20 protein-coding genes are annotated in these 18,673 nt (G+C 70.8%); 11 read left to right on the top strand and 9 right to left on the bottom strand.

What is annotated here, in order from left to right; all coding sequences use genetic code 11:
* Nucleotides 1-36: 36 nt before the first annotated feature.
* Genes ASC77_RS16740 through ASC77_RS16725 form a run of 4 tightly spaced genes read left to right on the top strand, consistent with a single transcriptional unit; the run spans nt 37 to nt 4,558 of the window.
* On the top strand, nt 37-1,554 hold the full coding sequence (locus ASC77_RS16740; RefSeq protein ID WP_414813190.1) for a CoA-acylating methylmalonate-semialdehyde dehydrogenase: 1,518 nt from the start codon (nt 37-39) through the stop codon (nt 1,552-1,554).
* Nucleotides 1,457-2,887: an aspartate aminotransferase family protein gene (locus ASC77_RS16735; RefSeq protein WP_268788426.1), complete on the top strand. Its 1,431-nt coding sequence runs from the start codon at nt 1,457-1,459 to the stop codon at nt 2,885-2,887. The genes ASC77_RS16740 and ASC77_RS16735 overlap by 98 nt, the downstream gene beginning before the upstream one ends.
* Nucleotides 2,877-4,280 (top strand): NAD(P)/FAD-dependent oxidoreductase, encoded by a 1,404-nt coding sequence (locus ASC77_RS16730; RefSeq protein ID WP_056155431.1) that lies wholly within the window; start codon nt 2,877-2,879, stop codon nt 4,278-4,280. Before ASC77_RS16735 ends, ASC77_RS16730 begins: the two co-directional genes overlap by 11 nt.
* Nucleotides 4,277-4,558, top strand: a complete 282-nt coding sequence (locus tag ASC77_RS16725; RefSeq protein ID WP_056155428.1) for a cupin domain-containing protein — start codon at nt 4,277-4,279, stop codon at nt 4,556-4,558. Before ASC77_RS16730 ends, ASC77_RS16725 begins: the two co-directional genes overlap by 4 nt.
* Here ASC77_RS16725 and ASC77_RS16720 read toward each other — a convergent pair.
* Complete coding sequence (locus tag ASC77_RS16720) at nt 4,521-5,861, bottom strand: hypothetical protein (RefSeq protein ID WP_056155425.1); 1,341 nt, start codon at nt 5,859-5,861, stop codon at nt 4,521-4,523. The two genes, ASC77_RS16725 and ASC77_RS16720, sit on opposite strands and share 38 nt — an antisense overlap.
* Nucleotides 5,862-5,915: 54 nt before the next feature.
* Here ASC77_RS16720 and ASC77_RS16715 point away from each other — a divergent pair, with 54 nt between their 5' ends.
* Nucleotides 5,916-6,530 carry a GNAT family N-acetyltransferase gene (locus tag ASC77_RS16715; protein ID WP_056155422.1) on the top strand — a complete coding sequence of 205 codons (615 nt, stop codon included), beginning with the start codon at nt 5,916-5,918 and terminating at the stop codon, nt 6,528-6,530.
* On the opposite strand, the gene ASC77_RS16710 is transcribed toward ASC77_RS16715, so the two are convergent.
* Genes ASC77_RS16710 through ASC77_RS16700 form a run of 3 tightly spaced genes read right to left on the bottom strand, consistent with a single transcriptional unit; the run spans nt 6,508 to nt 8,729 of the window.
* Nucleotides 6,508-7,560, bottom strand: a complete 1,053-nt coding sequence (locus ASC77_RS16710; RefSeq protein ID WP_056155419.1) for a S1C family serine protease — start codon at nt 7,558-7,560, stop codon at nt 6,508-6,510. The genes ASC77_RS16715 and ASC77_RS16710 overlap by 23 nt on opposite strands.
* Complete coding sequence (locus ASC77_RS16705) at nt 7,553-8,203, bottom strand: GNAT family N-acetyltransferase (protein WP_235547724.1); 651 nt, start codon at nt 8,201-8,203, stop codon at nt 7,553-7,555. Before ASC77_RS16705 ends, ASC77_RS16710 begins: the two co-directional genes overlap by 8 nt.
* A gap of 25 nt (nt 8,204-8,228) precedes the next feature.
* Complete coding sequence (locus ASC77_RS16700; protein ID WP_056155417.1) at nt 8,229-8,729, bottom strand: GNAT family N-acetyltransferase; 501 nt, start codon at nt 8,727-8,729, stop codon at nt 8,229-8,231.
* Between the two features lie 93 nt (nt 8,730-8,822).
* On the opposite strand from ASC77_RS16700, the gene ASC77_RS16695 reads away from it, so the two are divergent.
* The gene (locus ASC77_RS16695) at nt 8,823-9,458 is read left to right on the top strand and encodes a TetR/AcrR family transcriptional regulator (RefSeq protein WP_056155412.1); all 636 of its coding nucleotides are present in this window, start codon (nt 8,823-8,825) and stop codon (nt 9,456-9,458) included.
* Between the two features lie 39 nt (nt 9,459-9,497).
* Here the strand turns inward: ASC77_RS16695 and ASC77_RS16690 are convergent, their stop codons facing one another.
* Nucleotides 9,498-10,724 (bottom strand): Nramp family divalent metal transporter, encoded by a 1,227-nt coding sequence (locus ASC77_RS16690; RefSeq protein ID WP_056155410.1) that lies wholly within the window; start codon nt 10,722-10,724, stop codon nt 9,498-9,500.
* A gap of 432 nt (nt 10,725-11,156) precedes the next feature.
* Between ASC77_RS16690 and ASC77_RS16685 the strand changes: the two genes are divergently transcribed.
* The 4 genes from ASC77_RS16685 to tatC all read left to right on the top strand — a co-directional run bounded on the left by ASC77_RS16685 (nt 11,157) and on the right by tatC (nt 13,809).
* Nucleotides 11,157-12,059: a ferritin-like domain-containing protein gene (locus ASC77_RS16685; protein WP_235547723.1), complete on the top strand. Its 903-nt coding sequence runs from the start codon at nt 11,157-11,159 to the stop codon at nt 12,057-12,059.
* Between the two features lie 203 nt (nt 12,060-12,262).
* Complete coding sequence (locus ASC77_RS16680) at nt 12,263-12,619, top strand: sec-independent translocase (protein WP_056155404.1); 357 nt, start codon at nt 12,263-12,265, stop codon at nt 12,617-12,619.
* A 56-nt stretch (nt 12,620-12,675) separates the two neighbouring features.
* Nucleotides 12,676-12,963 carry a Sec-independent protein translocase subunit TatA gene (locus ASC77_RS27790; protein ID WP_056155402.1) on the top strand — a complete coding sequence of 96 codons (288 nt, stop codon included), beginning with the start codon at nt 12,676-12,678 and terminating at the stop codon, nt 12,961-12,963.
* Nucleotides 12,964-12,972: 9 nt separating this feature from the next.
* Nucleotides 12,973-13,809 carry a twin-arginine translocase subunit TatC gene (tatC, locus tag ASC77_RS16670; RefSeq protein ID WP_056155399.1) on the top strand — a complete coding sequence of 279 codons (837 nt, stop codon included), beginning with the start codon at nt 12,973-12,975 and terminating at the stop codon, nt 13,807-13,809.
* Nucleotides 13,810-13,853: 44 nt separating this feature from the next.
* Here the strand turns inward: tatC and dnaB are convergent, their stop codons facing one another.
* Nucleotides 13,854-15,227: a replicative DNA helicase gene (dnaB, locus tag ASC77_RS16665; RefSeq protein ID WP_056156552.1), complete on the bottom strand. Its 1,374-nt coding sequence runs from the start codon at nt 15,225-15,227 to the stop codon at nt 13,854-13,856.
* Nucleotides 15,228-15,712: 485 nt separating this feature from the next.
* On the opposite strand from dnaB, the gene ASC77_RS16660 reads away from it, so the two are divergent.
* A complete protein-coding gene (locus tag ASC77_RS16660) occupies nt 15,713-17,059 on the top strand; it encodes an MATE family efflux transporter (protein WP_056155396.1) in 1,347 nt (448 codons plus the stop codon).
* Nucleotides 17,060-17,132: 73 nt separating this feature from the next.
* Here ASC77_RS16660 and rplI read toward each other — a convergent pair whose 3' ends face one another.
* The 3 genes from rplI to ASC77_RS16645 form a co-directional block, all read right to left on the bottom strand.
* Nucleotides 17,133-17,579 (bottom strand): 50S ribosomal protein L9, encoded by a 447-nt coding sequence (rplI, locus tag ASC77_RS16655; protein WP_056155392.1) that lies wholly within the window; start codon nt 17,577-17,579, stop codon nt 17,133-17,135.
* 14 nt (nt 17,580-17,593) lie between these two features.
* Nucleotides 17,594-17,830 (bottom strand): 30S ribosomal protein S18, encoded by a 237-nt coding sequence (gene rpsR / locus ASC77_RS16650; protein ID WP_008355445.1) that lies wholly within the window; start codon nt 17,828-17,830, stop codon nt 17,594-17,596.
* Between the two features lie 194 nt (nt 17,831-18,024).
* Nucleotides 18,025-18,585: a single-stranded DNA-binding protein gene (locus ASC77_RS16645; protein ID WP_056155389.1), complete on the bottom strand. Its 561-nt coding sequence runs from the start codon at nt 18,583-18,585 to the stop codon at nt 18,025-18,027.
* Between the last annotated feature and the right edge of the window lie 88 nt (nt 18,586-18,673).

Genomic DNA, 18,673 nt, shown 5'->3' with positions numbered 1-18,673 from the left:
CTATGTCCCTCGCAGTCCGGCGGGCCCGGCGCGACGATGAGGACCATGACCACCATCGCGCACTGGATCGACGGCAAGGCCCACCCCGGCAGCACCCACCCCGATCACGGGGGCCGGGTCGGAGACGTGACCAACCCGGCCACCGGGCAGGTGACCGCGCAGGTCGCCTTCGCCGGCCCGGAGGAGATCGAGGCCGCGGTCGCCTCCGCCAAGAAGGCGTCGATCGACTGGGCAGCGACGTCCGTCAGCGCGCGCACGCAGGTCGTCTTCCGGTTCCGCGAGCTGCTCAACTCCCGCAAGGAGGAGCTGGCCGCGATCATCACCGCCGAGCACGGCAAGGTGCACTCCGACGCCCTCGGCGAGGTCGCCCGGGGCCAGGAGGTCGTCGAGTTCGCGTGCGGCATCCCGCACCTGCTCAAGGGCGGCAACTCCCCGCAGGTCTCGACCGGCGTCGACGTGAAGAGCATCCGCCAGCCGCTCGGCGTCGTGGGCATCATCAGCCCCTTCAACTTCCCGGCGATGGTCCCGATGTGGTTCTTCCCGATCGCGATCGCCGCCGGCAACGCCGTCGTCCTGAAGCCCAGCGAGAAGGACCCGTCCGCCGCGATCTGGATGGCGGAGCTCTGGCGCGAGGCCGGCCTGCCCGACGGCGTCTTCACCGTCCTCCAGGGCGACAAGGTCGCCGTCGACGGCCTCCTGGACCACCCGGACGTCGCCTCCATCAGCTTCGTCGGCTCGACCCCCATCGCCGAGTACGTCTACGAGCGCGCCAGCCGCGCCGGCAAGCGGGTCCAGGCCCTCGGCGGCGCCAAGAACCACATGGTCGTGCTGCCCGACGCCGACCTCGACCTGGCCGCGGACGCCGCGGTCAGCGCGGGCTACGGCTCGGCCGGCGAGCGCTGCATGGCGATCAGCGTCGTGGTCGCCGTCGGCGACACCGGCGACACCCTCGTCCAGAAGATCGTCGAGCGCACGAACACGCTCCAGATCGGCGACGGCGCCCAGGACACTGACATGGGCCCGCTGGTCACGAAGGTGCACCGCGACAAGGTCGCGTCGTACGTCGACGCCGGCGAGGCCGAGGGCGCGACCCTGGTCGTCGACGGTCGGAACGTCGAGGCGCAGGGTGCCGCCGACGGCTTCTGGCTCGGCCCGACCCTCTTCGACCACGTCACCCCGACGATGAGCGTCTACACCGACGAGATCTTCGGCCCGGTGCTGTCGGTCGTCCGCGCGGACACCTACCAGGAGGCGCTCGACCTGGTGAACGCCAACAGGTACGGCAACGGCACCGCGATCTTCACCAGCAACGGCGGCGCCGCGCGGGCCTTCGAGCAGGACGTCCAGGTCGGCATGATCGGCGTCAACGTGCCGATCCCGGTGCCGATGGCCTACTACTCCTTCGGCGGCTGGAAGGCCTCGCTCTTCGGCGACACCCACGCCCACGGCACCGAGGGTGTGCACTTCTTCACCCGGGGCAAGGTGGTCACGACGCGGTGGCCCGACCCCGCGACCGCCGGCGGCCTCGAGCTGGCCTTCCCCAAGAACCACTGAGCGAACCACTGAGCAAGGGAGTACGACGATGAGCACCGCGTACGAGCTGGACCGCAAGCACGTCTTCCACTCCTGGTCCGCGCAGGCCGAGATCACCCCGATGGTGATCACCGCGGCCCGCGGGTCCTACGTCTGGGACGACGAGGACCGCCGCTACCTCGACTTCTCCAGCCAGCTGGTCTTCACCAACATCGGCCACCAGCACCCGCGCGTGGTCGCCGCGATCAAGGAGCAGGCCGACCGGCTGTGCACGATCGCGCCGGCGTTCGCCAACGAGCAGCGCGCCCAGGCCGCGGAGCTGATCAGCGAGATCGCGCCGGACGGCTTCACCAAGGTGTTCTTCACCAACGGCGGCGCCGACGCCAACGAGCACGCCGTCCGGATGGCGCGGCTGCAGACCGGCCGGTTCAAGGTGCTGACGGCCTACCGCAGCTACCACGGCGGCACCCAGACCGCGATCAACCTGACCGGCGACCCGCGCCGCTTCGCCAACGACACGGCGACCGCCGGGGCCGTGCACTTCTTCGGGCCGTTCCTCTACCGCTCGGAGTTCCACGCGACGACCGAGGAGGAGGAGTGCGAGCGCGCGCTCGCCCACCTGCGCCGCACCCTCGAGGCCGAGGGACCGCAGACGATCGCCGCGATCCTGCTCGAGACGATCCCCGGCACCGCCGGGATCTTCGCGCCGCCGCCGGGCTACCTCGCCGGCGTGCGCGCGCTCTGCGACGAGCACGGCATCAAGCTCATCCTCGACGAGGTGATGGCCGGCTTCGGTCGCGCCGGCACCTGGCTCGCGCTGGACCGGTACGACGTCCGCCCCGACCTGATCACCTTCGCGAAGGGCGTGAACTCGGGCTACGTCCCGCTCGGTGGCGTGATCATCAGCGACGAGATCGCGGCGACGTTCGACCACACGCCGTACCCCGGCGGGCTCACCTACTCCGGCCACCCGCTCGCCTGCGCGGCCGCGGTCGCCACGATCCACACGATGCGCGACGAGGGCATCGTCGAGAACGCCGACCGCCTGGGCCGCGAGATCTTCGGCCCGGGCCTGGCCGAGATCGCCGAGCGGCACGCGTGCGTCGGCGAGGTGCGCGGCGTGGGTGCGTTCTGGGCGCTCGACCTGGTCACCGCCCAGGACAGCCGGGCGATGCTCCCGCCGGCCGGCGTCAACGACGTGGTCGCCGCCTGCAAGTCCGCCGGGCTGCTGCCCTTCTCCAACACCAACCGCATCCACGTGGTGCCGCCGTGCACGATGAGCGACGACGAGGCGCGCGAAGGCCTGGCGATCCTCGACGAGGCGCTCAAGGCCGGCGACGTGCATGCCGGCTAGGCAGACCGCCTACGAGAGGCACGCGCCGGCGAGCGCCGTCGTCGAGGCGGCGCTCGCAGGCTCGCAGCACTCCGTCTTCTGGCTCGAGGACGCGCCGGGCACGACGTACGACGCCCTCGCCGGCGCGACCGACGCCGACCTCGTGGTCGTCGGCGGCGGCTACTGCGGGCTGTGGACCGCGGTGCTCGCGAAGCGCCGCAACCCCGGCGCCCGCGTCGTGCTGCTCGAGGCGAGCACGATCGGCTGGGCCGCCTCCGGGCGCAACGGCGGCTTCTGCGAGGCGAGCCTGACGCACGGCGAGGAGAACGGCCGGTCCCGCTGGCCCGACGAGTACGACGAGCTGGAGCGGCTCGGCGCGGCCAACCTGGACGCCTTCGAGGCCGACGTGCGCGACCTCGGCATCGACTGCCAGTACGAGCGCACCGGATCCCTCTCCGTCGCCGTCGAGCCCCACCAGGTCGAGTGGCTCGGCCCGCACGCGCTCGACCGCGAGGCGGTGCGCGCCGAGATCGACAGCCCGCTCTTCCTCGCCGGGGAGTGGGAGCGGGACACCTGCGCGCTGGTGCACCCGGCCCGGCTGGCCCGCGAGCTGGCCCGGGTCGCAGTCGACCTGGGGGTCGAGATCCACGAGCAGACCCGGGTCACCGGCCTCGATGCACCGACCCGCGGACCCGTCGTAGTCGCGACGACCAGCGGCTCCGTGACCGCCGACCGGGTGGCGCTCGCGACCAACGTCTTCCCGTCGCTGCTGCGACGGGCACGGTTGATGACCGTGCCGGTCTACGACTACGTCCTGATGACCGAGCCGCTGTCCGACGCCCAGCTGGCCTCGATCGGCTGGTCGCACCGGCAGGGCCTCGGCGACCTGGCCAACCAGTTCCACTACTCCCGACTGACCGCCGACAACCGGATCCTGTGGGGCGGGTACGACGCCGTCTACCACGCGGGCCGGCGGGTGCGCGCGTCGTACGAGGAGCGCCCGGCGACGTTCACGTCGCTCGCCTCGCACTTCCTCGCGGCCTTCCCGCAGCTGGAGGGCATTTCTTTCAGCCACCGCTGGGCCGGCGCCATCGACACGTCGACGCAGTTCGTCGCCTTCCACGGCCTGGCGTCGCGCGGACGGGTGTCGTACGCCGCGGGCTTCACCGGGCTCGGCGTGGGCGCGACCCGGTTCGCCGCCGAGGTGATGCTGGACCGGCTGTCGGGGCTGACGACGGAGCGCACCCGGCTGGAGATGGTGCGCCGCACGCCGCTGCCGTTCCCGCCCGAGCCGTTCGCGGCGCTCGGCATCAATGCGACCCGCTGGTCGCTGGACCGCGCCGACCACCGGGAGGGACGCCGCAACCTCTTCCTGAAGACCCTCGACGCCGTAGGACTGGGATTCGACTCATGAGCGACCGGCTGCTGTCCCCCGACGTGCTCGCGCACGACCTCGCCCCGCTCACGACGCTCGGTGACGCCGAGGTCGGCCTGTGGGGCATGGAGCCGGGCGTCGACCACGACACCGAGGCCGACGAGGTCTTCGTGGTGCTCGCCGGGCGCGGGACGGTGGAGTTCGAGGACGGCGAGGTGGTCGACCTCGCGCCCGGCGTCGCCGTACGCCTGCGCGCCGGCGAGCGCACCACCTGGACCGTCACCGAGAGGCTGCGGAAGGTGTACGTCGCGCGCTGAACCCGGACGCCGGCGACCAGTGCGTCCGGGGCGAGCCGACGATGGTCACCCCGTCCTCGTCGATCACCGGGTCCCGGCGTACGTCGGTGACGAACGTCGACTCCCAGTGCCGGAGGTCCGTCGTGACGGCGAGCCCGTAGGCGTCGCCCCGGAAGATGTCGTGCCGGTCGTACGGGCCGGAGTGGCAGGTGAGCAGCAGCGCGTAGCCGCCGTCGACCTCGTGGCCGTCGATCCAGGTGCAGCGGTAGCCCGCCGGGGCGCCGTCGAGGAGCTGTTGCGGCTCCCACGACTCCTCGCGCTGGAAGTGGGTCTGCACGCTGATCCGGTGGCCGTCGGGCGAGCCGAAGGCGACGTCGTTCCAGTGGACGAAGCCGGCGATCCCGAGGTCGCAGCAGCCGCCGCGAGGCACGTGGAGGGCGACCAGGCCGCTGGGATCGGTGCGCGTGGTCGACCAGTCGTCGCCGTCCCGGACGAACCAGAAGGCCGCGCCGCGCGGGTCGTCCGGGTGGACACTCACCCAGTCGGCGCTGAAGCTGCCGAGGTAGGTGCCGCAGTCGTCGACCGGCGCGGGCTCCGTGGTCCGGGCGACCTCGACGAGGTCGGCGTCGCCCGGCGCACTCTCGCGCAGGGCATAGGTGCAGGCGCCGCGCGACGGGGTCCCGGTCACCACCCGGATCGAGCCGTCCGGGGAGAGCAGCGTCTCGGACGTCGCGGAGCGGTCCGCGTCCGGGAGGCCCGACCAGGGCCACGCGTCGAACCCGTCGTCGCGGGTCCAGACCAGGGCGGCCCGCCGGGTCTGACCGAGGTAGACGACGCCGCCGTCGGCGCTCAGCTGCGGCTCGTTGAAGGCATAGCCACTCGCGGTCCGGCCGGGGGTGCAGGTGCGGTCACGGCAGACCATCACCACGTCGACGTCGTGGGAGTCGTCCTCGTCCGAGGTGTCGGGCGTGTAGGTCTCGACGATCGCGACCGTGCCGGCGGCGTACCGGATGACGCTGTCGACCGCCGTGAGTCGACGGTTGTCGTAGAGCGTCTCCGGTGCGGTCCAGCCGTGGCCGTCGGGGTCGCGCCACTGCACGACGAGCCGGTGACCGTCGGGCGATCCGAAGGCCAGCTGGGCGTCGCCGTCGGGCAGGTTGACGTAGCGGTTGGCCTCGCCGCCCTCCTCGCCGTACCTCTGCAGGACGTGGTCGTAGCCGTCGCTCCCGTCGTGCGTCGCCCAGGCAACGCCGGCCACGAGCGCAAGACCCACGACCAGCGCCACGCCGAGGGCGACGAGGGGTCGGGGACGCGGCAGCCGCATCTGCCCACCGTAATCGAGTCACGCGGGTGGCCTCCGAGGCGCGAGACTGACCGCATGACGCAGGACTCCCCTGACCCCCAGGACCTCAGCGCCGTCAGCTGGCCGGTGCGCACCGAGCGGCTCGCGATCCGACCGGCGACGACGGACGACGTCGACGCGCTGTGGCGGGTGCGCCGGATCCCGTCCGTGTTCGAGTGGCTGGGCCACGACTTCAGCGACCACGACCGGTTCGCCGAGATGATGGCCGAGCCGCTCCGCCTCTCCACGACGCTCGTCATGGAGCTCGACGGCGAGGTCATCGGCGACCTCTACCTCCACGTCGTCGACGCCTGGGCGCAGAGCGACGTGGCCGAGCAGGCCAAGGGCTCGGTCGCCGAGATCGGCTGGGTGCTCGACCCCGCCCGGGAGGGCCAGGGGCTGGCGACCGAAGCAGCGGGCGAGGTGCTGCGGATCGCGTTCGAGGACCTCGGCGTACGCCGGGTCAAGGCGCTCTGCTTCGCCGACAACGCGCCGTCCTGGCGGCTGATGGAGCGGCTCGGCATGCGCCGCGAGGAGTACGCCGTGCAGGACTCGCTGCACCGCAGCAGGGGCTGGCTCGACGGGATGACGTACGCACTGCTCGCCGATGAGTGGCGGGCGCGGCAGGTCAGCGCGGCGCCGCCAGCGTGAGGTCCGTGGTCCGGTCGCTGCCGTCACGCAGGTAGCCGATCGTCACCGTGTCGCCGGCGTCGTGGCGCAGGCTGAGCAGCACCAGCTGCTCGGTGTTGTCGGCCGCCTGGCCGTCGAGCTCGGTGATCACGTCGCCCACCGCGAGACCGGCCGCCTCCGCCGGACCGCCCGGCACGACCGCCGTCACCTCCAGCCCGGTCGCCGGCTGCGTCGGGTCGTCGCCCAGTGACCGTGCGGCCAGGCCCAGCACGGGATGGGCGACCCGACCGTTCTCGATGAGCTGGTCGGCGATCGGGCCGGCGACGCTCATCGGGATCGCGAAGCCGAGTCCGACGCTGCCGCCACCGCCGACACCCTGGGCGTTGGGCACGGTCGAGATCGCCGAGTTCACCCCGACCTGGGCGCCGGTGCAGTCGACCAGCGGCCCGCCGCTGTTGCCAGGGTTGATCGACGCGTCGGTCTGGATCGCGTCGAGCAGGTGGGCGACCCGGCCGGTGTCGGCGGGGATCGGCACGTAGCGGCCCAGCGCGCTGACGATGCCGGCGGTCACGGTGTTCGAGAGCCCGAGCGGGGCGCCGAGGGCGACGACCGGCTGCCCGACCCGTACGGCGTCGGAGTCCCCGGCCGGCAGCAGCGGGCGACCGCTGGCGCCGTCGTCAGCCTTGATCACCGCAAGGTCCGTCGTGAAGTCCGCGCCGACGACCGTGGCCGGCGACGTGGTGCCGTCGCTGTAGTGCACCGTCATCCGGGCGCCGCCGTCGACCGCGGCCGAGATGACGTGCTCGTTGGTGAGGATGTAGCCGCCGGCCTGGACGAGGGCTCCGGTGCCGTTGCCGCCGCCGTCGGGCGCGGTGACCGCGATCGTCACCACCGAGGGGAGCACGTCGCGCGCCACCTCGGTCGCCGGGCAGAAGCTCTCCACCTGGTCGTCCTGCGACGCCACCACGACCAGCCCGCCGACCGCACAGCCGAGCACGCCGGCCACGGCCACGCTGACCGGCCACCACCACCGCGGGGCCGGCTCAGACATCGCGCACCATCGCCTGCTCGTGCATCCGCCGCCCCTCGAAGCGCGACCCCGGCACGACCGGGTGGTCGCCGTACCGCCGGAAGCCGGCGCGCTCGAAGAACGCGATCGCCCGGGTGTTCTCGTAGGCCGTCTGGAGGTAGCACCCCGGCGAGCCCACCTCCTCGAGCCGCTCGAACCACAGCTCCATCAGGCGCGCCGCGGCGCCGGTCCCCCGCGCGACCGGCATCAGGTCGAGGTGCAGGTGGCTGGGCCAGCGCGGATCGTCGAAGCCGCCCGCGACCGGGATCCGGCGTGCTCGGCACACCACGCCGTCGTACTTCGCGCGCAGGAAGAACCGCCGCGGACCCGCCTGCCGCCACAGCGCGTACTTCCTGATCGCCGCCGCGGTCCGCTCCTCCTCGCTAGGGAACGCCGCGTCGTCGACGCACCCGGCGAGGTAGCCCGCCGGGTGGCCGTCCGCCAGCACGACGAAGGTCGACGCGGGCTCGAGGTCGAGGTACGGCGTCAGGTAGATCTCGGCCAGCGAGGCCGAGTGTCCCCAGACCTCCGAGCCGGGCGCCCCCTCGGCTGCTGCCTCGAAGACCACGTCGACGAGCTCGTCGCGGTCGGCGACGTCGTACGGACGGACCTCGATCTCGGTCACCGGACCAGAGTGGCAGAGATCGGGCTCAGGCGACCGTGCGGACCTCGTGCGGAGCCCGGCGGGCGGGGAAGGTGTAGGTGACGGTGGCGCCGTCGCGCTCGCGGACGGCGTCGGGCGCCTGCCGGGCGACCATCCGGATCACGGCGGTGTTGGTGGCGCTCGCGAACACCTCCACCTGCTCGACGCCGTGGGCGGTCAGGTCGTCCATCAGGGCGGACGCCACCCGGGTCCCGATCCCCCGTCCCTGATGGGCGTCCGCCACCACGAGGCCGATCTCCGCCGCGGACCGGTAACCGACCCGCACCCACACCCCGTGCGCGACCAGCTCACCCTCGACGAAGCCGAGCACGGCACCGCCGCGCAGGCCTTCGGGGAGGAGCGCGTCGACCATGGCCGGCCACGGACCGGGGCCGATGCCGGTCTGGAAGCGGAGGTACGCCGAGTCGTGCGACAACGCGCCCAGCAGGCCGGTCAGGAGGTGGCGGTCGCCTGGTCCCGCCGGTCGGGTGGTGAGGGTGCTGCCCATGACGGACCTCTCCGTTGAGGTAACCTGACAATACGAACGATCGTACTATTAGATCGTCCCGTCAATCCCTTTCCTGGAACTAGGCTGGCGCCGATGACCGAGCAGCTGACCGACGAGCCCGCCACCGACGGCCGCGTCCGGCGGGGAGACCGCACCCGACGCGTCGTGCTCGCGCGCGCCGTCGACCTCGCCTCGGTGGAGGGGCTCGACGGGCTCTCGATCGGGCGGCTGGCCGCCGACCTCGAGATCAGCAAGAGCGGGCTGATCGCGCACTTCGGCACCAAGGAGGGGCTGCAGCTCGCCACCATCCGGGCCGCCCGCGCGATCTTCGTGCACACCGTCATCGAGCCGACCCTGGCGACGCCTCCGGGCATGGGTCGGCTGCGTGCGCAGCTCGACGCCTGGCTCACCTACTCCAGCGACCGGCGGTTCCCCGGCGGCTGCTTCTTCGCCCGCGCCTCCCACGAGTACGCCGCCCGCCCCGGTGCCGTTCGGGACGCGCTCGCCGTCATCGACGAGGAGTGGCTCGGCCTGATCGCGGAGTCCATCGCCGGCGCCCAGGAGGCGGGCGACATCAGGGCGGAGGTCGACCCGACCCAGCTCGCCTTCGACCTCGACGCCTACCTCGACTCCGCCAACCTGCGCTCGCTCCTCGGGCGCAAGGACGTCTACGAGCGGGCCGAGCAGGCCGTCCGTGACCGGTTGGCGTCGGTCTCGACCGTCCGCTGACGTACGTCGGCCGTCCTGCTCGCGGTGCCCGCGGGTGGGTCAGAAGGTCAGGACGATCAGGGCACCGTTGAGAGCGATGATGACGCCGGCCACAGCGCTCGCGGCGGCGGTCGTCGCCCGCCTGTTGACCAGGCCGCCCATCAGGTCGGCGCGGCGGGTGAAGAGGATCAGCGGGACCAGGGCGAACGGGATCCCGAAGGACAGCACCACCTGGGAGAGCACCAGCGCCTGCGTGGGGTCCACGCCGACGGCCAGGATCACCAGGGCCGGGGCGAGAGATGCGAGCCGGCGCAGGGTCAGCGGGATCCGGCGACGCAGGAACCCCTCCATCACCACCTGCCCGGACAGGGTGCCGACGCTGGAGGCCGCGAACCCGGAGGCCAGCAGGCCGATGGCGAAGATCAGTGCCGTCGCGTCCCCGAGATTCAGGCCGAGTGCCTCGTACGCGCCCTCGATCGTGGTGATGCCGGTGCCCTGGAGCGCGCTGGCCGCGATCAGGAGCAGTGCCAGGTTCATCAGACCCGCGATCGCCATGGCGGACACGACGTCGATGCGCTGACCTCGGAGCAGCGTCCGCCGCTGACGTTCGGTGCGGGTCACGTAGCGTCCGGACGTCAGGCTGCTGTGCAGGTAGATCGCGTGCGGCATCACGGTTGCGCCCAGCATCCCGGCGGCCAGCAGCACCGACTCCGCACCGTCGAATCTCGGAGTCAGTCCCCCGGCGACTGCCGCGGCATCCGGACTTCCGAGCACCAGGTCGTACACGAAGCCGACCAGGATCACCCCGAGCAGCCCGGTGATCGCTGCTTCGAAGGGCCGGTGTCCGTGGGACTTGAGCCCGAGCAGCGCGAACGCCACGAGCGCTGTGATCGTGCCGCCGACCACCAGCGGGAGCCCGAACAGCAGCTGGAGGGCGATCGCTCCGCCGACCACCTCGGCCAGGTCGGTCGCGATCGCGACCAGCTCCGCTTGGACCCACAGCCCCCGGACCACCCGTCGGGGCAGCTGCTGACGGCACAGCGCCGGCAGGCTGAGCCCGGTTGCGATCCCGGTCTTCGCTGACAGGTACTGGATCAGCATGGCCATCAGGTTGCTGACGACCACGACCCACACGAGCAGGTAGCCGTAGGTCGAGCCGGCCGCCAGGTTGGTCGCGAAGTTCCCGGGATCGACGTACGCGATGGCTGTGACGAAGGCCGGCCCGAGCAGTGGGAGCGGGCTGGGCGAGCGGACCCGTGCGACGAGACGACGGCGTTCCTGGTACATCGTGACGGGTCCTTATCAAGGCGTCCATTCAATTCGACTTTGTCACCATGAATGAATTGCCCTGCAATTGCAAGGGCCGTCAAAAAGGAAGAGAAGACGCCGATTGTTATTCGGAGCGACCGCCGGATCGGATTGTCAGATAAATGTTTTCTCAGGTTCGAAACTCTTTCCATTTGACACGAACTGCGTATCGTCGATATCGGCTCAGGCCCGTGGTTGACAGGGATTGACGCCCTGCCAGCCGCCCGCCGTCAGTTGGGGATTGTGGCCGAATTTACCTTGCCGCTCCCTCGGAATGCACATTCGGGAGGTGCGCGACTTTCAATCGCTCGACATTGTCATGGGACCTTCCAGCGTTTCGAGAAGCCGCGACGCGGTCCCCAGAACCCACATCATGGAGATGACATGTTCGGAAAGACCGTTGTTCGAGACATGATCAACCGAAGCGCCGAGAACGAGACCGACCGGCGCCTGTTCCTGAAGTCGGCCGGCGTGGCCGGCCTCGGCGCCGTCGGAGGCACCGCGCTCACCGGTCTGGGCATCAGCCCGGCCTCGGCGGCCGCGCCCAGCGACGGCGCGATCCTGAACTTCGCCCTCAACCTCGAGTACCTCGAGGCGGAGTTCTACTCCCACGCCGCGTTCGGCCACGGACTGGACGGCAGCCTGACCTCCGGCAAGGGGCGCCACGGCGGCGTCATCGGCGGCCGCAAGGTCCACTTCGAGAACCGCAAGATCCGCCGCATCGCCACCGAGATCGCACACGACGAGGTGGCCCACGTGAAGTTCCTGCGTTCGGCGCTCGGCGGTGCCAAGGTCGCTCGTCCGCAGATCGATCTCAAGCACAGCTTCACCGCCGCGGCCCAGGCCGCGGGCCTGATCGGCAAGGGGCAGAGCTTCGACCCGTTCGAGAACTCGGCGAACTTCCTGCTCGCGGCGTTCATCTTCGAGGACGTCGGCGTGACGGCGTACAAGGGTGCCGCGCCGTTGATCAACAACAAGACCTACCTGGGCGCTGCGGCCGGCATCCTCGCCGTGGAGGCCTACCACGCCGGCATCGTTCGGGACTCGCTCTACGACATGGGGCTGCGGGGCGCTGCCAACAAGATCAGCGACGCACGCGACTCCCTCGACGGGAAGAGCAACCGTGACCAGGGCCCGCGCGGCAAGGGCGGGAGCGCGAACCTCGTGCCGACCGACAAGAACAGCATCGCCTTCGGTCGCTCCGCCGACCAGGTGCTGAACGTGGTCTACCTCAACCCGAAGAAGGTGGATCGCGGCGGGTTCTACCCGCGAGGCGTCAACGGCGCGATCTCCGTCAGCGGCGGCCAGAAGTAGGCCTGGCATGCCCTGGCAGCAATTCATCGGGGGCGTGGTGCTCGTCCTGGTCTACGCCCGACTCGTGTTCATGCTGGTGCGCCCGTTGCACCGGCAACCCGTGCGCCAGCGCGCGCACTAGGCCCGACCGTCCGGGGCCGGCGATCCGCCGGTCCCGGGCGGAACGGATCCACCGCACCACCTACCTGTGAGAGGACACGATCATGTTCGGAATCGGACTGCCCGAGCTGGCAGTGCTCGCGTTCGTCGGCGTGCTCTTCTTCGGTCCCGACAAGCTGCCGGACCTGGCCCGGCAGTCCGCCGGCCTCCTGCGGCGCGTGAAGGACCTGGCCGACGGCGCTCGAGACGAGCTCCGCACCCAGCTAGGCCCCGACTACTCCGACCTCGAGCTGCGCGACCTCGACCCGCGCTCGATCGTCCGCAAGCACGTCACCGCCGCATTCGAGGACGATCACGACGATGTTCGCGACGTCAAGGAGAGCTGGGCCGACGACGACTCGGACGACTCGGACGGCTCAGCAGCGTCGGCCACGCATCCGACGTACGACGAGGCGACCTGACGTCTTCACCCATCGCTGCACCCACCGCGGGCCCGACCCGCGAGAGAAGAGGAACCATGTACCCGTTCGCCATCGGCGGCCTCGGCGGCCCCGAGCTCCTGATCATGCTGGCCGTGATCCTGCTGCTCTTCGGCGCTGCGAAGCTGCCCGAGCTCGCTCGCGGCAGCGGCCGCGCGCTGCGGATCTTCAAGGCAGAGACCAAGGGCCTGCTGGACGACGACGAGCCCGACCCCCTCCCGACCGCCCCCCAGCCGACCGCCACCCAGCCGACCGCCCAGCCTGGCGCGCCGGTCCCGGCGGAGCCGGTCGACGTGGTCGACCTGCACGCGCGCAACGTTCGCTGAGGCGGCGTCGTGTCCGTCACGAGCACGCTGGGCCTCCTCAGCACCCGTCCTCGCCGACCCATCGGCGAGGACGGGCGGATGGCCCTGGGCGACCACCTCAGTGAGCTGCGCGCGCGGTTGATCCGGTCCGCCCTGTGCCTGATCGTGGCGTTCGGCTGCACGCTGTTCTTCTACGACCAGCTCCTCGACCTGGTGCTGCGCCCCTACAACCAGGCCCGGGTCACGCTCGGCGCCGACACCCAGACGACGGCGTACGTCGCCGGCGCCACCGGCCCACTGATGCTGCAGCTCAAGCTGTGCGGCGTGGCCGCGATCGTGGTGTCGAGCCCCTACTGGCTGCACCAGGTCTGGGCGTTCATCGTGCCGGGCCTGAAGTCCCAGGAACGTCGTTGGTCCCGCGTCTTCGGCGCCATTGCCGGCACGCTCTTCATGGCCGGCGTGACGACCGGCTACTACGTGCTCCCCAAGGGCCTCGAGGTGCTGATCGGCTTCACCCCGGACGGACTGCAGAACCTGGTGGAGTTCGGGGACTACTTCTCGTTCCTGACCCGGATGCTGCTCGTCTTCGGGGTGGCCTTCGAGATCCCCCTCTTCGTCATCATGCTGAACCTCATCGGGGTCGTCTCGGGGCGCGCCCTCGGCCGCTACCGCGCCTGGATCGTCTTCGGCACCTTCCTCTTCGCCGCGGTCGCCACACCATCCACCGACCCGTTCTCCATGTGCTTCCTGGCCTTCCCGATGCTGGTCCTCTTCCTCATCGCCGAGGTGATCGCCCGCCTGGTGGACGCGAGCCGCGCCCGCAACCGCAACGCCGACTGGGCCGACGACGAGCTCTCCGACCTGTGAGGTGACTGCCTGCGCACAGCGGCGACGGCGGCGTCGACAACAGGTCAGTGGGCCATGTCGACGAAGCGGGAGTAGTGGCCCTGGAAGGCCACGGTGATGTCGCGGGTGGGGCCGTTGCGGTGCTTGGCGACGATGAGGTCGGCCTCGCCGGGGCGGGTCGACTCCTTCTCGTAGACGTCGTCGCGGTGCAGCAGGATCACCATGTCGGCGTCCTGCTCCAGCGAGCCGGACTCACGCAGGTCGCTCATCATCGGACGCTTGTCGCCGCGCTGCTCGGGACCACGGTTGAGCTGGGAGAGCGCGATGATCGGGAGCTCGAGCTCCTTGGCGAGCAGCTTGATCTGCCGGGAGAACTCCGAGACCTCGAGCTGACGGGACTCGACCTTCTTGCCCGAGCTCATCAGCTGCATGTAGTCGATCACGATCAGCTTGAGGTCGTGGCGCTGCTTGAGCCGCCGGGCCTTGGCCCGGATCTCCATCATCGTCATGTTGGGCGAGTCGTCGATGAACATCGGCGCCGACGACACCTCGCCCATCTTGCGGGCCAGCTTGGCCCAGTCGTCGTCGTTCATGTTGCCGTTGCGGATGTGGTTGAGCGGCACCTTCGCCTCGGCCGACAGCAGCCGCATGGTGATCTCGGAGCGCGTCATCTCGAGGCTGAAGAAGACGCTGCTGAGGTTGTTGTGGATCGACGCCGCGCGACACAGGTCGAGCGCCAGCGTCGACTTACCCATCGCCGGTCGCGCCGCGACGATGATCATCTGGCCGGAGTGCAGACCGTTGGTCAGGTCGTCGAGGTCGGCGAAGCCGGTGGGTACGCCGTACAGGCCCGCCTCGCGGTTGGAGATCGCCTCGATCTCGTCGAGGACGCCGTCCATGATGTCGCTCAGCGGCGCGAAGTCCTCGGTCGCGCGCTTGTCGGTGATCTTGTAGACCTCGGCCTGCGCCTGGTCGACGATGTCGTCGACCTGGCCCTCGCCGGCGTAGCCGATCTGGACGATCTTGGTGCCCGCGTCGACGAGCTTGCGCAGCATCGCCTTCTCGCGGACGATCTCGGCGTAGTAGCCGGCGTTGGCCGCGATCGGGACGTTGGCCGAGAGCGTGTGGAGGTACGGCGCGCCGCCGATCCGCTGCAGCTCGCCGCGGCGCTGGAGCTCGGCGGCGACGGTGACCATGTCGACCGGCTCGCCGCGGCCGTAGAGGTCGATGATCGCGTCGTGGACGACCTCGTGGGAGGGCCGGTAGAAGTCGGCGCCGCGGATCACCTCGGTGACGTCGGCGATCGCGTCCTTGGAGATCAGCATCGCGCCGAGCACGGACTGCTCGGCCGCCATGTCCTGGGGCGGGGTGCGGTCGCCGGGGGTGGTGGGCCGCTCCCCCGGGGCGTACGACGCCGGGCCGTCGCCCCAGTCGTCCATCGGCGGCTCCGCCATCCCTCGGGAGTCCTGCTCGGCGATGCTCATCTGTACGCTCAGTCCCCTAGATCGCCTGCGACATCGAACATGCATTCGATGGTAGACGGGGCGTCCGACATCTCCAGGCGGCCCGTCGTCGCGCGACGCTACGGGCATGCGGCGGGTCCGCGACAGTGGCCTATCCACAGGGCCTGGGGATAACCGGGGTGACCTCGTGGACGACACGCCGCGGGGTGTGCACCAACCTGGGGAGCGACCTGTGGACGAAAGCCGGCGAGCACCCTGGATAGGCTGTCTGACCTGCGAAGATGCTCATGCACAGCTGTGCATGGAAAATAGTCCGCGGGTCGTCTTGGTTCATGGACACGTCACCTGGGTGTTACCTGCCCATAAGTCGACATAGCGTCCGGTACCGGGTTATCCCGAGTTCATCCACAGGTGTTGAGAACTAGTCTCGTACGGACCATGGACGGAGGACGGCCCTTACTGTGACTAGACCGTCGACGATCGGTGCCGGGGCGACGCGGGACCGCGAGATCCTGCGGCTGGCGTTCCCGGCCTTCCTGGCGCTGGTCTCCGAGCCGCTCTTCCTGCTCGCGGACGCCGCCATCGTCGGCCACCTCGGCACCGCCTCCCTCGCCGGCCTGGGCATCGCGGCCGCCGTGCTCCAGACGGTCGTCGGCGTGTGCGTCTTCCTGGCCTACGGCACGACGGGGAGCGTGGCCCGCCGCCTCGGGGCCGGCGACCTGAGGGGCGCCCTCACCCAGGGCGTCGACGGGCTGTGGCTGGCGGTCGCCATCGGTGCGCTCGTCACCGTCGCCGGGGTCGTGCTCGCCGACCCGCTCGTGCACCTCTTCGGTGCCTCCGAGGAGGTCGCGGACACGGCCGCGACCTACCTGCGGATCGCCTTCCTCGGCGCGGTGCCACTGCTGCTGATGCTGGCCGCGACCGGAGTGCTGCGCGGTCTCCAGGACACCCGCACCCCGCTGGTCGTCGCGGTCGCGGGCAACGCGCTCAACATCGTGCTCAACCTCGTGCTGGTCTACCCGGTCGGCCTCGGCATCGCCGGCTCGGCACTCGGCTCCGTGCTGGCCCAGGCGGCGAGCGCGGCGGCGTTCGTCGTGGTCGTCGTCCGGGCCGCGCGACGACACGGCGCGTCGCTGCGACCCGACCTCCCGGGGATCCGCGCGGCCGGTCGCGCCGGCGTCCCGCTCGTGATCCGCACCCTGACCCTGCGCGCGGCGCTGCTGCTGACGACGTACGCCGTCACGCTGGCCGCCGTCAACGCGCGCGACCAGGAGGTGGACCTGGCGGCCCACCAGCTGGCGATGACGCTGTGGACCTTCCTGGCCTTCGTGCTGGACGCGATCGCGATCGCCGCGCAGGCGATCACCGGCCGCGCGCTCGGGGCCGGCGACGTGGCCGGCACCCGCGAGCTGACCCGGCGGATGGTGGCGTGGGGCGTGGTGAGCGGCGTCGCGACCGGCGTCCTGCTCGCCCTGGTCAGCCCGGTGGTCGGGCGGCTCTTCACCGGCGACCAGGACGTGCAGGACCTGCTGGTCCCGGTGCTGCTCGTGGCCGCGCTCGGCCAGCCGGTCGCGGGCGTCGTGTTCGTCCTCGACGGGGTGCTGATCGGTGCCGGCGACGGCCGCTACCTTGCCCGCGCGGGTCTGGTCACGCTGGTCGCCTACGCGCCGGTGGTGCTGCTCCTCGCGGCGTACGACGCCGGGCTGGTCGCGATCTGGATCGCCTTCTCGGCGGTCTTCATGGGCGCCCGGCTCGTCGTGCTGGTGCGCCGTGCCCGGGGTGACGCGTGGATGGTGACCGGGGCCTGACGGCCCGGGCCGGACATGCAGCAGGGCCGCCCCTCCCGAAGGAGGAACGGCCCTGCTGAGCGACTGAGCTGGGTCAGGCGGGGATGACGTTCAGCGCGACGGTGGCGGACACGCCATCGTGCAGCTTCACGGCGACCTCGTGGTTGCCCAGCGCCTTGATCGGGTTGGTGACCACGATCGTGCGCTTGTCGACCTTCTCGCCGGACGTCTCGGAGAGAGCGTCGGCGATCTCGCCCACGGTGACGGCACCGAAGAGACGACCACCAGCACCGGCGCGCACCTTCACGCTGACGGACTGGGCCTCGAGCTTGGTCTTGATCTCCTCGGCGTGGCCGAGGTCGCGGACGGCGCGCGAGGAGCGCGCAGCCTTGATCGACTCGATCTGCTTCTCGCCGCCGCGGGTCCACCGCAGCGCCAGGCCGCGGGGGACGAGGTAGTTGCGGCCGTAGCCGTCCTTCACCTCGACGACGTCGCCGGGGGCACCGAGACCGGTGACCTCCTGGGTCAGGATGAGCTTCATGTCGTCAGCTCCCTTCAGCGACCGGTGGACGTGTAGGGCAGCAGTGCGACCTCACGGGCGTTCTTGACCGCGATCGCGACGTCCCGCTGGTGCTGGACGCAGTTGCCGGTGACCCGACGCGCGCGGATCTTGCCGCGGTCGGAGATGAACTTGCGGAGCAGCGTGGCGTCCTTGTAGTCGACGCCGGTCGCCTTCTCCTTGCAGAACTGGCAAACCTTCTTCTTGGGCTTGCGAATCACTGCCTTGGCCATTGTGGTGCTCCCTTTCTAGAAGCCCGGCCCCACGAGTGGGTTCAGCCGGAATGGTTGAGGGTGAACGGATTGATTGATCTTGCTGGGACCAGAACCGGGTTTCGAGACGCCAGCCACGACTTCGCTTCGCTCAGTCGTGCGGCTCCTCAACCTGGCGCCCGGGTCGTCGCCTCGCTTCGCGAGCCGACGGGCGCTCAGAACGGGGGCTCGTCGGAGCCCGCGCCGGGCGCACCCCACGGGTCACCGGCCGGAGCGGACTGACCGCCCCCGCCGCCGCCCTGCGGAGCCGGGGTGGCCCACGGGTCGTTGCCGCCGGACTGCTGGGGACGGGACTGGCCGCCACCCTGGCCGCCCTGGCCGCCGCCGGAGTAGCCCCCGCCGCCGCCGGAGCGGGAGGCGCGGGTGACCTTGGCGGTGGCGAAGGCGAGCGACGGGCCGACCTCGTCGACCTCGAGCTCCACGACAGTGCGCTTCTCGCCCTCACGGGTCTCGTAGCTGCGCTGCTTCAGGCGACCCTGCACGACGACACGCATGCCGCGCTGCAGGGACTCGGCGACGTTCTCCGCCGCCTGCCGCCACACCGAGCAGGAGAGGAACAGCGCGTCGCCGTCCTTCCACTCGTTGGTCTGGCGGTCGAACGTGCGCGGCGTCGATGCGATCCGGAAGTTCGCCACGGCCGCACCCGAGGGGGTGAAGCGCAGCTCCGGGTCGTCGACGAGGTTGCCGACCACCGTGATGACGGTCTCGCCTGCCATGGATGCTCCCTAAGCGTTGGTTCTGATCAGAGTCGTCCGACCACGTCCGCCCATCGTTGCCGTTGGCACCGACGCTGGGAAGTGGTCG

Origin of the sequence: Nocardioides sp. Root1257 (assembly GCF_001425175.1) — a bacterium.
Classification (GTDB): domain Bacteria; phylum Actinomycetota; class Actinomycetes; order Propionibacteriales; family Nocardioidaceae; genus Nocardioides.
Note: the sequence above shows the minus strand (reverse complement) of the source record. Positions and strands in the feature narration are given on the sequence as shown.

What these genes read in the sequence shown, in the direction of transcription:
- ASC77_RS16740 (WP_414813190.1), top strand. Translation starts at nt 37, where the DNA reads ATGAGGACCATGACCACCATCGCGCACTGGATCGACGGCAAGGCCCAC.
- ASC77_RS16730 (WP_056155431.1), top strand. Translation starts at nt 2,877, where the DNA reads ATGCCGGCTAGGCAGACCGCCTACGAGAGGCACGCGCCGGCGAGCGCC.
- ASC77_RS16725 (WP_056155428.1), top strand. Translation starts at nt 4,277, where the DNA reads ATGAGCGACCGGCTGCTGTCCCCCGACGTGCTCGCGCACGACCTCGCC.
- ASC77_RS16720 (WP_056155425.1), bottom strand. Translation starts at nt 5,861, where the DNA reads ATGCGGCTGCCGCGTCCCCGACCCCTCGTCGCCCTCGGCGTGGCGCTG.
- ASC77_RS16715 (WP_056155422.1), top strand. Translation starts at nt 5,916, where the DNA reads ATGACGCAGGACTCCCCTGACCCCCAGGACCTCAGCGCCGTCAGCTGG.
- ASC77_RS16710 (WP_056155419.1), bottom strand. Translation starts at nt 7,560, where the DNA reads ATGTCTGAGCCGGCCCCGCGGTGGTGGTGGCCGGTCAGCGTGGCCGTG.
- ASC77_RS16700 (WP_056155417.1), bottom strand. Translation starts at nt 8,729, where the DNA reads ATGGGCAGCACCCTCACCACCCGACCGGCGGGACCAGGCGACCGCCAC.
- ASC77_RS16695 (WP_056155412.1), top strand. Translation starts at nt 8,823, where the DNA reads ATGACCGAGCAGCTGACCGACGAGCCCGCCACCGACGGCCGCGTCCGG.
- ASC77_RS16690 (WP_056155410.1), bottom strand. Translation starts at nt 10,724, where the DNA reads ATGTACCAGGAACGCCGTCGTCTCGTCGCACGGGTCCGCTCGCCCAGC.
- ASC77_RS16685 (WP_235547723.1), top strand. Translation starts at nt 11,157, where the DNA reads ATGATCAACCGAAGCGCCGAGAACGAGACCGACCGGCGCCTGTTCCTG.
- ASC77_RS16680 (WP_056155404.1), top strand. Translation starts at nt 12,263, where the DNA reads ATGTTCGGAATCGGACTGCCCGAGCTGGCAGTGCTCGCGTTCGTCGGC.
- ASC77_RS27790 (WP_056155402.1), top strand. Translation starts at nt 12,676, where the DNA reads ATGTACCCGTTCGCCATCGGCGGCCTCGGCGGCCCCGAGCTCCTGATC.
- dnaB (WP_056156552.1), bottom strand. Translation starts at nt 15,227, where the DNA reads ATGGACGACTGGGGCGACGGCCCGGCGTCGTACGCCCCGGGGGAGCGG.
- rplI (WP_056155392.1), bottom strand. Translation starts at nt 17,579, where the DNA reads ATGAAGCTCATCCTGACCCAGGAGGTCACCGGTCTCGGTGCCCCCGGC.
- rpsR (WP_008355445.1), bottom strand. Translation starts at nt 17,830, where the DNA reads ATGGCCAAGGCAGTGATTCGCAAGCCCAAGAAGAAGGTTTGCCAGTTC.
- ASC77_RS16645 (WP_056155389.1), bottom strand. Translation starts at nt 18,585, where the DNA reads ATGGCAGGCGAGACCGTCATCACGGTGGTCGGCAACCTCGTCGACGAC.